The sequence below is a fragment of the Pseudoxanthobacter soli DSM 19599 genome, assembly GCF_900148505.1.
Lineage (GTDB): Bacteria > Pseudomonadota > Alphaproteobacteria > Rhizobiales > Segnochrobactraceae > Pseudoxanthobacter > Pseudoxanthobacter soli.
Genome location: NZ_FRXO01000008.1, coordinates 143,707 through 157,663, shown reverse-complemented (window position 1 = coordinate 157,663; position 13,957 = coordinate 143,707). Strand labels below are relative to the sequence as shown.

Sequence of the window (13,957 nt, the reverse complement as noted above, 5' to 3'; positions counted from 1 at the left end):
CGAGGCCGCCGGCGAGCACCTGCACCACGCCCGTCAGCGTGTTCGCGCCGCTCAGCGTGAGCGTGCCGCTGCCGGCCTTGTCCAGCCCGCCGCTGCCAGAGATGACGCCAGAGAAGGTCGTGGAGGTGTTGTCGCCGCCGAGATTGAGCTGGGCGAGGCTCGTCAGCGACACGGACCCGGCGCCCGCCAGCGATCCGATCGTTTCGCCCGCGTTGACGGTCAGACTCGCGCCGCCTGCCACGGTAACGGCACTGGCGTTTCCGATGGCCGAGCCGCCCGAGGCGACGAGCGTGCCCGCATTGATCGTGGTCGCGCCGGAATAGGTGTTGGCACCGGAAAGGGTCAGCGTGCCCGTTCCCGACTTCGTGAGGGCACCCGAACCGGAGATCGCGCCGGACAATGTCTGCGCCGCCGAGGAGGCATAGTCGAGCGCCGTGCCGGAAGCGAGGGAAACCGCCCCCGAATAGCTGCCCGAGCCGAGAGTGCCGCTGCCCGAAATCTGCAACGTGCCATCCGTAACGGTCGTGCCGCCGGTATATGTGTTCGCGCCCGATAGAACCAGCGTGCCGGCTCCGGTCTTCTCGATCCCGTCCGAGCCTGCGATCGACGACGAGATCGTTGCCGTGGTGCCCGCACCGTCGACATTCACGGCCGGCGTCGCCGAACCGTTCGCCAGGGTCAGCACGCCGCCGCCGATGACGTAGCCCGACGTCAGGAACTTCAGGTTCTTGGCGCCGACGGTCCCGTTCGACGTGTCGATCGTCACCGTCCCGGCGGTGCCGGCGAAGATTGCCGCCTTGGTGATGTCCGACGCAACATGCGTCGTGCCGGTGGAGTTCGTCCAGTTGAGCTGCGATTGCGAAGCCGTCCACGTCCCGTCACCGCCCGCAACGGGACCAGACCCAGACGTCGTCGTCCCGTTCCAGTAAAGGCCGGCATCAGTGATGACGAGATAAACCGCGTTGGACGTGGAGACCGTGTCGATGGAGTACTCGAAGTCGGATGGCGCAGCGCCGATCGTCAGCCCACTACCGGAAAGCGTTCCAGCATAATTGATCAGAAGATAGGAGCCGGCCACCATCCCGCCGCTGTCGGTGACGTTCAACGTTCCGTTCAGCGAAAGGTTACCCACGACATTCGGGGTGGACGCAACACCAACGCCGATAAGCGGGAAGTTTGAGGGCGCATCCAGCGTGACGTCCAGACTGGCGCCAGCGTTCAGAATCAGGCTGCCGAACAGTGTCGCCACCGCGGGCGTATTCGCGACCGCATAGGCCGCGAGATGACCGCCGCTCTGGACCGTGATGTCGTCGACAACCTCAGCGCCGCTCGCCCCGGTCGAGATGTTGGTGAGTGTCGCACCGCTCGCGACGGTCACAGCCCCCGGAACAGAACCGGACGTGCTCGCATTACCAACCTGAAGAACACCCCCATCAACACTCCACTGTCCTATTGCGCCACCGCCCGGAGCATAGGGAGCACCCGTGGCAATCCAGGTGCCCGTCGAGTTGACGACGAAATGACCAAAATTTTGATAGAGCACACTGGTGGAGCCGCCGGAGCCGACGTCGATCTGCGAGAGATCAAACACGCCGCCCGATCCTGACAGCTTAAGCGTATTGGACGACCCGACCGCGGTAGAGCCCACCACATTGCCGACGATGGTGGCATAGGACTGCCCGGAGGATGCACCATTTCCCTGCAACTCCAGCACATTGGAACCGCTGCCAAGAAAATTGATCGCATTGGCACGGGTCACGCCCGCGGTGGTGACGTTCCCGTTCTGATCTAAAAGATCGCCGTTCAGTCCGCCGGATACGGTGGCGCCAGATGCGAGCACAATTTCTGTATTGCCCCAGTAATCGATAATACCCGCCGCACCGACGCCAGGGGTTCCCGGGCCAAGATTTGAATACCATCCGGTGCCATCAGTAACCGAACCACCCTTGCCACCCTGGATGACAGCACCGTCTACCACAGTGATCTTGTTGCCGTCGCTGTTGTAAATGAAAAGGCCGGTGCCACCCGCTCCACCGTAAGAGGTTCCAGACGCACCGCCGCCGGCACCACCGCTGACGGTGGAACTGACGATGAAAGACGTGAAGTTGCCGGAGTTGACGATGTAGAGGCCGGCGCCACCAGCACCGCTATATCCTCCGCCCCCGGCGTAGCCGCCCGTGCCTCCGGCACCACCGACCCCGCCAGTGGCGTTGACGGAGAGCGTCCCCAGATTGCCAGAGCCGGTAATGATCGCACCAAAACCACCGCCGCCACCGCCGCCACCGCCAATCGCGGTACCAGACTGAGGAGTCCAGCCCAGGCCGCCGGCGCCGCCGGCGCCGCCCGTTGCCGCCGAGATGGGCAAGGTGCCACCGACATAGCCATGACCGCCACCGCCGCCGCCGCCCGCCCCCTTGCTCCCACTGGTCTCGCCGTAACCACCCGCAGCACCCGGCGCGCCACCTGCCCCGCCGCCATTGCTGGGGTTGCTGGAAGTCGGAGCGCCACCCGCAGCTGACGTTCCGTAACCGTTACCTCCCTTACCCCCGGATAAAGGGCTTCCGACACTTCCGGCCTGCGAGGTGCCGCCATAACCCGGGGCGCCGCCGGCGCCACCGGGAGGCGCGTTTACACTAAAGGTACCTGCGCTGCCGCCGCCGCCGCCGCCGGCGCCGCCGCCGCCGCCGCTCGCGTAGGAATTCGGTCCGCTGGGTCCAGCACCCGCGCCACCGGAGCCGCCCGCAAGGCTGTTGATAGCAGTCTGCGCATGGAGCGGAGACACAGCGGCGGGCAGAACGGTCAGCGCCGGCACGAGGGCCGAGGAAAGCAGGAGGCCGCGGCGAACGGCACGCGCCAGCCGGACATTTTGGAACCCAGCTCGCCGCAGGCCGGTCTCACTGCGACCCGTCCCCTGGATCCGCACCTCGAAGTTGCCCTTGCCGGCCCCGTTGCATTCCATCTCTGCTTGCCCCTGCCAGAGTCCGCGATCTCGCCATCGGGACGGTGGGACACAACCGGCGAATCGGCCGCGTCTCACGTCCCGCAACGGACGCATGTGGTCTGTGCGTTTCTGGAAGGTGTCCGGGGATGGTCGCAACCGTGATTGCGAAGCGGCATACGGATTGCGAAATGTGGCGGAAATTTCTTTTTCTGAGGGCGCGTTTGCCACACTCGTGGTGGCTGTATTGCGCACTTTGAAGGGGTTTTCTGCGAGATTTTTCTACGTCTAGTAGCAACGACCAGGCGCGCTTTGACGAGCCGCGCCGCCAGATGCATTCACAGCCGTGCTCCGGTCGCGTCAGCCAAAGCCGCGCTTGATCGCATCGTTCTCCCTGGATCGCTACGATGCGCACGCCTGAGACGGGTTCCCGCCGAGCGACTCGCAATGACATCCTGAGAGAGGTTTGAAAGGGATTGAAAATTTTAGATCGTGAAAGCCGAGTTCTGTATTGTCGCGTTTGCGAGAAAGTGGCGAGCTTCTTTGAGCGCTGTTGCCACGGCATGGCGTCTCTGCGCGTGAATCTCCAGTATCACAGAGCTCTATTGTTGACATTTGGGGGTAAAGTTCGATGCCTTGGACGACATTGGGGACGATGGCAGGCTTCTATACCTGGCGATGATCCGGGCGAAGAGCGGCATAAGTCGTGCCATCCGCACGCCGAAGCCGAGTCGGTGCGCGCCGTGGTCGAACGCACGCAGGACCGACTCGACGTTTCACCCGCGACCCTCGCCGCCGACCGTGCCTAGGGCTCGGCCGAAAATCTCGCCTGGCTGGTCAATGAGTGCGAGATCGCGCTTCTCATCCGGATGTTCGATAAATCCAAGCGTCAGGACGGAACCTTCACCCGGCCCGATTTCACGTGCTGTCGCAATGCCGGAACCTATATCTATCTTGCCGGCAAACTGTGACGGCAACGACGGAAGACCTATCGAACGCCGCCTCGCTGGTTGATGATGAAGCAATGATGCGCTCTCGGGGCAGCAAGTTTGACTGCAAGGCCTCCCAGTTGAAGCCCCGGTTCTGTCCGCCCGTTCGCAAGATACCCGCTCCTACATGAGGGCACCCGTGACTTGGCACAGAATATCGCTGTCGTCGACGACTACGTCACCCCTCTCGTCGGCAGCGGAACGAGGTAGATGCTGTTTGCCCATCTGACGCGCATCATGCGGCTCGATCCGCCTGCGCAGTCTAAACGGTGCTTGCGGGGAGTTTTACCTCCCCGCCGTTGCCCGGGACCTCAATAAACTCGCCAAGCACCGCCCGAATGGGACGCAAATGTCCGCTTTTGGGTAACCGCCGTTACCAGATCAGTGATCGAAATGGGGCGCGTTACCGCCGAAGTGTGTCGGCCACCTCAACGTCCGGTATCCCCAACGGCCGCCTAAAACCCGTCTCTCCGCTTTCCACCCCCAGCTGAGACATGCAGATGAGATCAGAATGGGAGTGCGGACTTCAGGTAGTTGATCCCCGACGTACCTTCGAACGAGCTCCAGCTGCATAAGTCGACACCCGACCAATCCAGACCTTCGAGCCGCCGAAATCAAATCACCGCCACCATTGCGCGCGATGGCAATGGCCGATTTCGTCGTCTTGATAATCCGCCTGTGGCCGGCGCCCTCACGCATCTTGTCCACCCTAACGGCGAGGATCGCTGTCGCGCCCGTCGGACCTTGCCCGTCCTGTCCATCGACGTATCCCGCCGACTGTCTGCCATGGTGCGCCGGAGTGGAAGCAACGCCCGAGTAACGGCGCGCAGTTGTCATCTCACCTGCCGCCGCAAACGCCGCTACCAGCGCTCTCCAGGAGAGAACTCCCTTCGGCGTAGCTTCCCCGATCTCGGTGCATCCACCCTCACCTCACCCGTGTCGACATTTGCGGGAGGCGACACTTGGGCCGGAGGAGTCGAAGCGATTGTAATGGGCTCAACGACGATCTCGGCAGCCTCGCGACAATCATCTCTGGCCGGCTCTTCCCGCCGCTTCCCGGAGCCGGACGCTTTGCCGTGGGCTGCCGGCAACGCAGGCTCACGTTCCACCAGAATCCGACGTGGGACTATCGCATTGTGCGGCGCTGCAACGGCGTGCCCGGGTCCAGCGGGCTGATCACCCGGCGATATTGGGGCGGTCGTCTCGCCGCCACCCGCGTCAAAATCTACGCCACCCCAGATATCCACCGGCTTCGGCTTTGATCGGCGCGCACCCTTTCGCTCGACAGACAGCCTCTGTCGTCGTGGCGCACCCATGGAGAACCTGGCCCATAGCGCATCCTTCCGTTCCTGCGAAAAGACTGCACCAACAAAGTCCGGGATCAAACACCTAGGCGGTGCGCCATGGGCTGCGCCGATTTTGATCTGACTCAATGCTGCTCTACGGCGGTTTTCATATCGGGTATCAAGGCAAGTCGTGTCCGATCGACGATGGAGTTTTACATGCGTCCACACCTCGCCGACATCGATGATCGGAGACCGGCCCAGCCGGCGACGGCGGCGAAGTACCGGCAGATCGTGTAGCCGTGAGCCGACCCGCAGATTTGCGCGCATGGATTGCGCGCATCGAGAGCCGGAGCGAGCTACAGCATGTGTCCGGCATCAACCGGGACCTCGAAATCGGCACCATCTCGGAGATTAACTACCGCGGGAGACCGTCGGCGGCGCTGCTGTTCGATAACATCATCGGCTATCGACGGGGATTGTGCCATGAGGCCCGCAGGCGCTGCGGACGGAAAAGCGAACCGTAAGAACCGTTTTGTCGTGGTGATAGGCATCGGGCCGTCCTCTCTCACCCCCTTCCGTCCTGCACGGCCTCATCGGGAAAGACCATCGGCATGTGCATGAACTGCGTTTTCGCGAACGCCTTGGGCGGTTTCATCACAGGAAAACTCGATCGCCGCAGCTTCGTGCAGGCGTCGCTCGCCTGCGTCGGTGTCGCGGCGTCGCTCTCCCTGCCGGGCTCCGCTTTCGGCGCGGTCGCCGGGGCGGATAGCCCCTCCGTGATCTTCCGCAACGGCAAGGTCTACACGCTCGACGCCAAGAAGCCCTGGGCGCAGGCGGTGGCGGTCGCGGGCGACCGGATCGTCGCCGTGGGCTCCGACGCGGACGTCGCCGCGCTAGCCACGCCGGAGACCAAGACAATCGACCTGGCGGGGCGGATGCTCATGCCCGGCTTCGTCGAGGCGCATATTCATCCATTCCTCGGCGCATTCATGACCGCAGGCGTCGATCTTCAGGTTGCGACCGCCAAGGACGCGCTCGCCGCGATCGCCGCGTTCGCAAAGGCGCACCCGACCGGCACGATCCGCGGTTTCGGCTGGCGCGTCGACATGTTTCCGCCGGAAGGACCGACGCGGGAAATGCTGGATGCGGTGATCGCGGATCGTCCGGCGTTCTTTCTCGCGATCGACGCGCACAGCCTGTGGGCCAACAGCAAGGCGCTTGAGATCGCGGGGATCGACGCGCACACGCCAGATCCGGTCCCCGGCTTCAGTTATTACATACGGGACAAGAGCGGTAAGCCGACAGGCTACGTCATCGAAACCTCGGCCCTGCTACAGGTCGTCAACGCCATCGAGCCGATCTCCCTCGATTCCATGGCGCAGTTGGTTGTCGACTGGTTGCCCAAGGCCTCCGCCGCGGGAATCACGTCCGTCTTCGACGCCGGCGTTCCGCCGATCGGCGCCGATCAGGGCGCGATCCTCGAAATCTACACGGAACTGGAGAAACAGGGCCGGCTGCCATTCCGCGTGGTCGGTTCGTATCTCCTCAAGGCGCCGCCTATCGAGTCCGCGACCGCGTCCACGCAAGACCTAATGCGGCGCATCGATACCGATCTCGTCCAGGTTCGTGTCCTGAAGATGCTCGGCGACGGAACGCAGGGGGGCTACACGGCATGGCTCACCGAGCCTTACGCGGACAAGCCAGATTCGATCGGGAGTTCGCCGTTCAGCGAGGCACAGTGGAAGAGCGTGATCCTCGATGCGGACCGGGCCGGGATCGACGTGCACGTCCACGCCTGCGGCGAGCGCACGGCTCACGTCGCGCTCGACGCTATCGCGGCCGCTATCGCGGCCAACCCCCCGCGCGACCGGCGTCACACGATCGCGCACAACGTGCTCACCGACGACGTCGACATTCCGCGCTTCGGCGAGCTCGGCGTCATCGCTCAGTTCTCCGCCAACTGGCTGTCGGCGGATCCGGACACGGTGGACAGCTTGACGCGCCTCTACGGTCCGGAGCGGCAGAGCAAGATTTATCGACCGAAGTCGATCCTCATGGCCGGCGGCGCCGTGACGTTCGGATCTGACTGGCCGGCGGCCGGCTACCTCTCGACCTACAAGCCGCTCGACGCCGTCCAGATCGCCATGACGCGCCAGTTGATTGGCAAGCCCGACGCGCCCGTGCTGGCGCCTATAGCCGAGCGCATGGCTCTCAAGGAGGCGCTTCACGCCGCGACGCTTGCGGGCGCGCGCCAGATTCGCCTCGAACACAACGTCGGCTCGATCGAGCCGGGAAAACGCGCCGACCTGATCGTGCTTGCGAAGAACCTGTTCGACGTCGCGCCGCATGACATTGCTTCGACCCCAATCGACATGACGATGATGAACGGCCGCTTCACGCATGTCGCCTGACCGGCCGCAAGAAGCCGGGAGGCGGCGCAGGGCGACTGTTTTGGAAGGACCTAGTCCATGTGTCTCTTCTGCAATTGGGCGACGACCCTCGACGGCATGAGAGCCTCGCGGCGCCAGGCGCTGCGCGGCGCCGGAGCATTTGTGGCGTCGGCCGTCGTCGCGCCGTCGCTGGCTCTGGCCGCCGAGTCGCCGGCGCCCGCCCGCACACCGGTTAGGCCCCACGACGGCGAGGCCGACTGGCTGTTTCAGAACGGGCTGGTTCACACCGTGGACCCGGCGCGCCCGACCGCGGAGGCGGTGGCCGTGCGGGGAGAGGAGATTGTGTACGTCGGCGACCGGAAAGGCGCCGCGGCGTGGCTCGGGCCGAAGACCCGGGTCGTCGACCTCGCCGGGCGGATGCTTTTGCCCGGCTTCGTCGACGCCCACGACCATCTCGCCTCGCTGGCGCTCGCCAAGCTCGGCGTCAATGTCCGCGGCCTCGTCGGCAAGGATACGATCCTAGACGCCATCCGCCAGTGGATTGCCACACAGCCGCCCGAAGCGCCCCTGCGCGGCCACGGATGGGAGCCGAACGCCTCGTTCGGGGACAACGTCAATCCGCGACGCGAGTGGTTGGACGAGGTGACCGGCGATCGGCCGATGTACGTCTGGAACGGCGATTCGCATCAGCTCTGGTTCAACACTGCGGCGATGAAGGCGGCGGGCCTCGGGCCGCACACGCCCGATCCCGACCCGGGCAAGCAATATTACGTGCGCGAGGCGGACGGGACGCTGACGGGCCTTGCGATCGAGACCGCCGCAGCGCTGCCGATTGCCATTGCGCTCGGCGCCCTGGAGATGGAGGCGGTCAAGGCCTCGCAGCGCCTGACGATTGACCGGGCGCCGTCCTGGGGGATCACGACCTACATGGACGCCGGTGTGGTGGTCGGCCCGAATAGCGCCGACGCCGAGCCCGTCTGGCGCGACCTGATCGCGCGCGACGAACGCGGCGACTTACCGGTGCGCATCGTCGGCTCGGTATGGACGCGCAACACGGAGGACGACCCGCAGGCGATCGTCGCCCAGCTTGCGGACTGGAACGCGAAGCTGCGCTCCAAACACGTGCAAATCTCGGTTTGCAAGATGTGGACGGAAGGCGTGGCCTCGGCGCGCGGCGCGCTCCTGCTCGAGTCGTTTGCCGACGAGCCCGACTTCCGCGGTACGATGACGCTTTCGCCCGAGCATGTGAAGGCGCAGATCGAGGCGGCGCACCGTGCAGGCTTCGATATGCACATCCACGCAGAAGGCGATGCGACCGTCCGCATCGTCCTCGACGCCATTGAGGACGTGCAGTCGCGGCTCGGCCCCCAGGGGCGACGCCATACGATCTGTCACATCGCGCTGGCCCATCCCGACGATGTTAGACGTTTCGGGCCGCTCGGCATCGTCGCCAACGGCACGCCGCTCTGGGCGACAAACTACAACGGCGTGGAGGTCGAGCGCTTCAACCGGCTATTCGGAGCAAAGCGGGTGGAGGAGCGCATGCTTCCCTACGGCGATCTCATCCGGTCGGGCGCGACGGTCACTTTCGGCGCGGACATTCCGGGCGTCGACATCGACGAGATCCCGCCGCTCGTCCAGCTCGAGGCGGCGGTTACGCGCCGACGCCCGGGCTTTCCCGACGATCCGGTCCTGGTCGCCCGCCAGCGGATGAGCGTCGAGGAGGCCATCCGAGCATACACGATTAACGGCGCCTATCAGCTGCGGCTCGAAGACCGGGTCGGCTCGATTGAGGTCGGCAAGCAGGCGGATCTGGTCGTTCTCGGCGCGAATCTTTTCGAGGTCGATCCGCACGCCATCCATCGGGTCCCCGTGCTGCTTACCCTAATGGACGGCAGGGCGTGGTACGATAGGCTCGCGTCCTGACCAGTGCGAGCCCGGCTGCCCCGGCCGCGAGAAGCCGAGTTTCGTGGCCGCAACGTTCAAGAAGTCTCGCCATGAACACCCCGGAGGCCCGCCTTTCCGCTCTGGTGACCGCGTCCGTGATCCGTCCGGCGCTGGCGGAGTTTCCCTCGCTCACTTCCGCCGACGCCGCCCTGTGGGCGGCCAGGGCCTCCACATCAATCCGATCACGCGTGTCGTCTTGGTCCGCTTCTCGTCGCTGCCTGCGCATGCCGTCTTCGAATATTCCAAAGGCCGGGGCGACATCCGGGCCTGGATCGAGCAATCGACGAAGGAGCCGCACTGATGGCCTGGATCACTCTCCTGTGCGCCGGCCTCCTCGAGATCGGCTGGCCCGTCGACCGTAAGATGGCGCAGTCGGAAGGTCAGCGCCTGATGGGCGTGATCCTCGCGCTCGCCTTCATGTTCGGCAGCGGCTTCCTGCTATGGCTCGCCCAGCGAGAGATCTCGATGGGCACGTCCTATGCGGTCTGGACCAGGATACGCGCGGTAGGGATCGTTCTCTATTGCTTCTGGGTCTATGGCGACCCCGCGGCGGCAACCCGCTTTCTCGGCGTCAGCCTCATCCTCGCCAACGTCATCACCCTCAGGCTTACCCTCGCGTAAGGAGCAAGGTGTCATGTGCATCGGATGTCATTGGGCGCTTTATCGGGACGCCTTCGCGAGGTCTTCGCAAGAGAGCGGCCTTACACGGCGTCAGGTGCTTGGCCGAAGCGCGGTCTTGGCTGCAGTAGCCGTGGCAGCCGCCTCTGCGGCGCCCTCTTTCGCCGCAGAGGCGATCACCGCTTCTGATCCGAGTGCCGACATCGTGTTCCGGAATGGTCCGGTCTACACGGTCGACGGTCGGCAGCCGTGGGCGCGCGCCGTCGCGGTCAAAGGAAAGCGTATCGCTTTTGTTGGCGACGACGCAGGCGTTCAATCCTTCGTCGGGCCGCAGACGCGGATCGTCGACCTCGCCGGCAAGATGCTGCTGCCGGGGTTCGTCGAAGGCCACATTCATCCCGTCCTCGGGGCGACACTCACACGGGGCGTCGACCTCCAGTTCGACACCCGGGAAGAAACGCTGGCAGCGCTCGAGGCCTATCGAAGCAAGATCGGCAAGGCGGACGTCGTGCGCGGCTTCGGCTGGCGATACACCGCCTTTCCGCCCACCGGTCCGCGCAAGGAGGATCTGGACGTTCTCTGGCCAGAGGTCCCTGTCGTTCTGCTCGCGATCGACGGTCACGCTGCATGGGTCAACTCGCAGGCGCTCGCGCTTGCAGGCGTGACCAAGGATACCAAGGATCCGTTGCCTGGTTTCAGCTACTTCGAGCGCGACCCGGCGACGGGAGAGCCGACCGGCTACCTCGTCGAGCCGCCTGTCGTCCTGATGGTGAACAACGCCATCGAACCGTTCAGCTACGACTATGTCGCCGATGGACTCGCCGAATGGCTCCCCAAGGCCGCCGCCATGGGGATCACATCCGTGTTCGATGCCGGCATCCAGGTCCTGCCGGACTACGAGGGCTTCGGGCTCTATTTGCGGTTCGAACGAGAGGGAAAGCTGCCCTTCCGGGTGATTGGATCCTACTATCACAACCGGCCGGACGTCGATCCCCTGCCGGTGATCAAGGCCCTGCGTCGGGAATTTCAGTCGGAGCTGGTGAAGGCTTCCGTGCTCAAGCTGAACATCGACGGCGGCGATCCGCAGTACACCGCGGCGCTTCTCGCCCCCTATTCGGACAAACCCGAGACGAGCGGCGACACTCTGCTTCCGCCCGAGATGTTCACCGACATCATCCGGCGCGCCGATCGGGAGGGAATCGACATCCACGTCCACTCCTTCGGCGACCGGGCGACCCGGCTGTCACTCGACGCGTTCGAAGCCGCGATCAAAGCGAACCCGCCGCGCGACCGCCGGAACGCGCTTGCCCATCTCTCTCTGGTCGACCCGCAGGATGACTCGCGGTTTGGCGAGCTCGGCGTCGTTGCGCAGTTTTCCGCGCACTGGGCCTGTCCGGACCTGCAGAACATGGGCGTTACACGCTCGCGCTTCGGAGCCGCCCGAGGCGACTCCATGGTCAGGATGAAGTCGATCCTCGACCACGGCGGCGTCCTGTCGTTCGGAACCGACTGGCCGGCCGCGGGCTATTACAGCACCTACCGCCCCCTTGACGGGATCGAGGTCTCCACGACCCGCCGCGAGCTCGACAAGCCGCAAGGCCCGCAACTGCTGCCGCTCGACGAGGTCATCTCTCTCGACGCCGCCATCAAGGCCAACACTCTGGGCGCCGCCTGGCAGATCCGGATGGAGCGCGAGGTTGGCTCCATCGAGGTCGGCAAGCACGCCGACCTCGTCGTGCTGGAAAGGAACCTGTTCGAGGTCGCCCCACAGGAGATCCACAAGACCAGGGTCCTGATGACGGTGATGAACGGAAAGGTGACGCACGAAGTGGGGGGCTGAATGCGTCGCCGAAGTCCAGATCGGTCGCTCACCCAAGAGGAAGTTGCACTCCGTGCGGTCTATCGCGTGCCTCTTGCCGGAAGGCCCGCTGTCCGCCCGCTCCAGCCGTCCATCCATCGGCCGCTTCCCGCCGTTCGTGCCAGTTTTCTCGGGTTCCAGTGAACGCGTGCATTGGGCGGTGATGATGTGTTGCCGCCCCTCGGCCAGAAGTCGGTGTCCGTCGTATCGCTCCTGGTCCAGCATGTTTTCGGAGACTTCGGCACGGTGGAAGCGGCCACCGTGGGAGCGCCCAAGCAACAGGTCGGAACGCCGTCGCTGACGCGCTGCTATCGACTGGAAGCCGGTGCGGGTCCTGAGCGACGCAGGACTCGGTCCTATTTCTACGCCACAGCATCCTAGGCTGCGGACTCATAACGTATTGATCCAGATGCGGACGGCAACGAGCTTGAGTTGCAAGGAAGTTTTCTGGTCGGCGGTCATAGCGCGTGGCGAGGCCCCGCATCTGCTTGATGCGGTTTGAAGAAGCGTTCGATTTGGTTCCTTTGGCGATAGAGCCGTGGGCTGAAGGCGAAGGTTCGCTTTCGGATGGCACGCGGCGGCACATTGGCGAAAACGCCGCGTTCCGCTGCTTCAGTGCGGATGGCGTCGGTATCATAGGCTTTGTTGGCGAGCAGGATGCCGCCTTGTTGGAGATGGGCCAGCAACTCCCGCCCCGTCGGCGCATCGCCGGCCTGCCCGGCCGTGAGCAGGAGATGGATCGGCCGGCCTTCTGCGTCGACCAGAGCGTGGTTCCTGGTGGTTAGCCCACCCCGGGAACGTCCCGTGCGACGATCATCATCACCCCCTTTTTGATGGCGGCGCCGTACTGGTGAACGCGAACGCAGGAGCTGCCGATCATCACGATGTCGCCGTCATAGGCGGCGGAAACCGCGTTCAGCAGCCGATCCCAGACCCCGGCCGCCCGCCTGCGCACGAGAAGGTTGTAGAGGGTTGTGGAGGGGCTGGTGCGGTTCGTGACGGACAGCTTCGCGGTGGAGTCCGAATGGCGCTGGAACGGCTCACATTATGCCCGCACGGCCGAGCACTGGCTCGCCAACTTCGATGCGAACCGCGAGCGCATCGACGCGGTGCTGCGCGACGTCTACGGCGCCGACGCGGGGCTGTGGCGGCGGCGCTGGCGGCTGTTCTATCTCGCCACTGCGGGACTGTTCGGTCACCGCAACGGGGAAGACTGGGGCGTCAGCCACTATCTGCCTCGCCCCCGCCCCTGACGTCGGGGCCGCTGCCGGCGCCGTGTATCGCCGGCCTGATCGTTCGAAGCGACTTCTGCCGTTCGGATCTCCCGATCCGAACGGCAGCTTCGTTCAAGACGCGCCGCCGACGAGCGCCCGCGTGATCAGCAGGCCGGCCGTGGCGGACAGCGCGGTGAGCACCGTGCCCCAGATCAGGTCCGCCACCGTGATCAGGGCCGGCCAGTCGCGCAGCGTCGCATGGTTCGTGAGATCGTAGGTGCCGTAGGCGACGAGGCCGAAGAAGCCGCCGAGCATCAGTGCGGTGGGCCAGCGTCCGGACCCGAGTGCCGGCTGTACCGCGAAGACGACGATGCCGGCGACATAAAGCAGATAGAACAGGATCGCCGGCACCACGTTCACGGTGTCGGCCATCAGGGGGCCGATCATCGGGCGGTAGAGCCGGTTCGCCATCTGGCTGAGCCAGATGGCGTCGATGGCGAGAAAAACAATGCCGGTCGATATGTACGCGATGATGAAGTTCATCTGCCTGCCCTGAAGGAAGCCAATCTCACGCGGGTTTACGGGCATTGGCTTGCCGTGGATCAGGGGCGGCACCGAATTCCGGCGGTGCCCGGCGGCGGTTCTTCGCCGCCGGGCGGGCCGTGGCCGCGGCGCGATGCGCGGTGGGCGGGCGGAAGGGCGCCATGGTCCCTGATC

The 13,957-nt window shown here is 64.8% G+C and carries 6 protein-coding genes and 2 pseudogenes; 5 read left to right on the top strand and 3 right to left on the bottom strand.

The window, feature by feature from the left end; all coding sequences use genetic code 11:
- Nucleotides 1–2,365, bottom strand: a 2,365-nt coding sequence (locus tag BUF17_RS22695) for a beta strand repeat-containing protein (protein ID WP_210215469.1), incomplete at its 3' end; no start/stop codon positions are given.
- A 3,459-nt stretch (nt 2,366–5,824) separates the two neighbouring features.
- On the opposite strand from BUF17_RS22695, the gene BUF17_RS17785 reads away from it, so the two are divergent.
- The 4 genes from BUF17_RS17785 (at nt 5,825) to BUF17_RS17770 (ending at nt 12,008) form a co-directional block, all read left to right on the top strand.
- Nucleotides 5,825–7,624 (top strand): amidohydrolase, encoded by a 1,800-nt coding sequence (locus tag BUF17_RS17785; RefSeq protein WP_073631206.1) that lies wholly within the window; start codon nt 5,825–5,827, stop codon nt 7,622–7,624.
- A gap of 57 nt (nt 7,625–7,681) precedes the next feature.
- Nucleotides 7,682–9,529 (top strand): amidohydrolase, encoded by a 1,848-nt coding sequence (locus tag BUF17_RS17780; protein WP_073631205.1) that lies wholly within the window; start codon nt 7,682–7,684, stop codon nt 9,527–9,529.
- Nucleotides 9,530–9,850: 321 nt separating this feature from the next.
- Nucleotides 9,851–10,171 (top strand): DMT family transporter, encoded by a 321-nt coding sequence (locus tag BUF17_RS17775; protein ID WP_073631204.1) that lies wholly within the window; start codon nt 9,851–9,853, stop codon nt 10,169–10,171.
- A gap of 115 nt (nt 10,172–10,286) precedes the next feature.
- Complete coding sequence (locus BUF17_RS17770) at nt 10,287–12,008, top strand: amidohydrolase (RefSeq protein WP_244530939.1); 1,722 nt, start codon at nt 10,287–10,289, stop codon at nt 12,006–12,008.
- Nucleotides 12,009–12,416: 408 nt separating this feature from the next.
- On the opposite strand, the pseudogene BUF17_RS17765 reads toward BUF17_RS17770, so the two are convergent.
- Nucleotides 12,417–13,026, bottom strand: a pseudogene (locus BUF17_RS17765) (IS5 family transposase); the annotation flags it as partial.
- Between BUF17_RS17765 and BUF17_RS17755 the strand changes: the two are divergent.
- A pseudogene (locus tag BUF17_RS17755) lies at nt 13,010–13,279 on the top strand (SAM-dependent methyltransferase); the annotation flags it as partial. The pseudogenes BUF17_RS17765 and BUF17_RS17755 sit on opposite strands and share 17 nt — an antisense overlap.
- 93 nt (nt 13,280–13,372) lie before the next feature.
- Here BUF17_RS17755 and BUF17_RS17750 read toward each other — a convergent pair.
- Nucleotides 13,373–13,783: a DUF2177 family protein gene (locus BUF17_RS17750; RefSeq protein WP_073631200.1), complete on the bottom strand. Its 411-nt coding sequence runs from the start codon at nt 13,781–13,783 to the stop codon at nt 13,373–13,375.
- Nucleotides 13,784–13,957 lie beyond the last annotated feature (174 nt).

Bases quoted from the DNA above. Each gene is read 5' to 3' on its own strand.
- BUF17_RS17785 (WP_073631206.1), top strand. From the start codon at position 5,825: ATGTGCATGAACTGCGTTTTCGCGAACGCCTTGGGCGGTTTCATCACA.
- BUF17_RS17780 (WP_073631205.1), top strand. From the start codon at position 7,682: ATGTGTCTCTTCTGCAATTGGGCGACGACCCTCGACGGCATGAGAGCC.
- BUF17_RS17775 (WP_073631204.1), top strand. From the start codon at position 9,851: ATGGCCTGGATCACTCTCCTGTGCGCCGGCCTCCTCGAGATCGGCTGG.
- BUF17_RS17750 (WP_073631200.1), bottom strand. From the start codon at position 13,783: ATGAACTTCATCATCGCGTACATATCGACCGGCATTGTTTTTCTCGCC.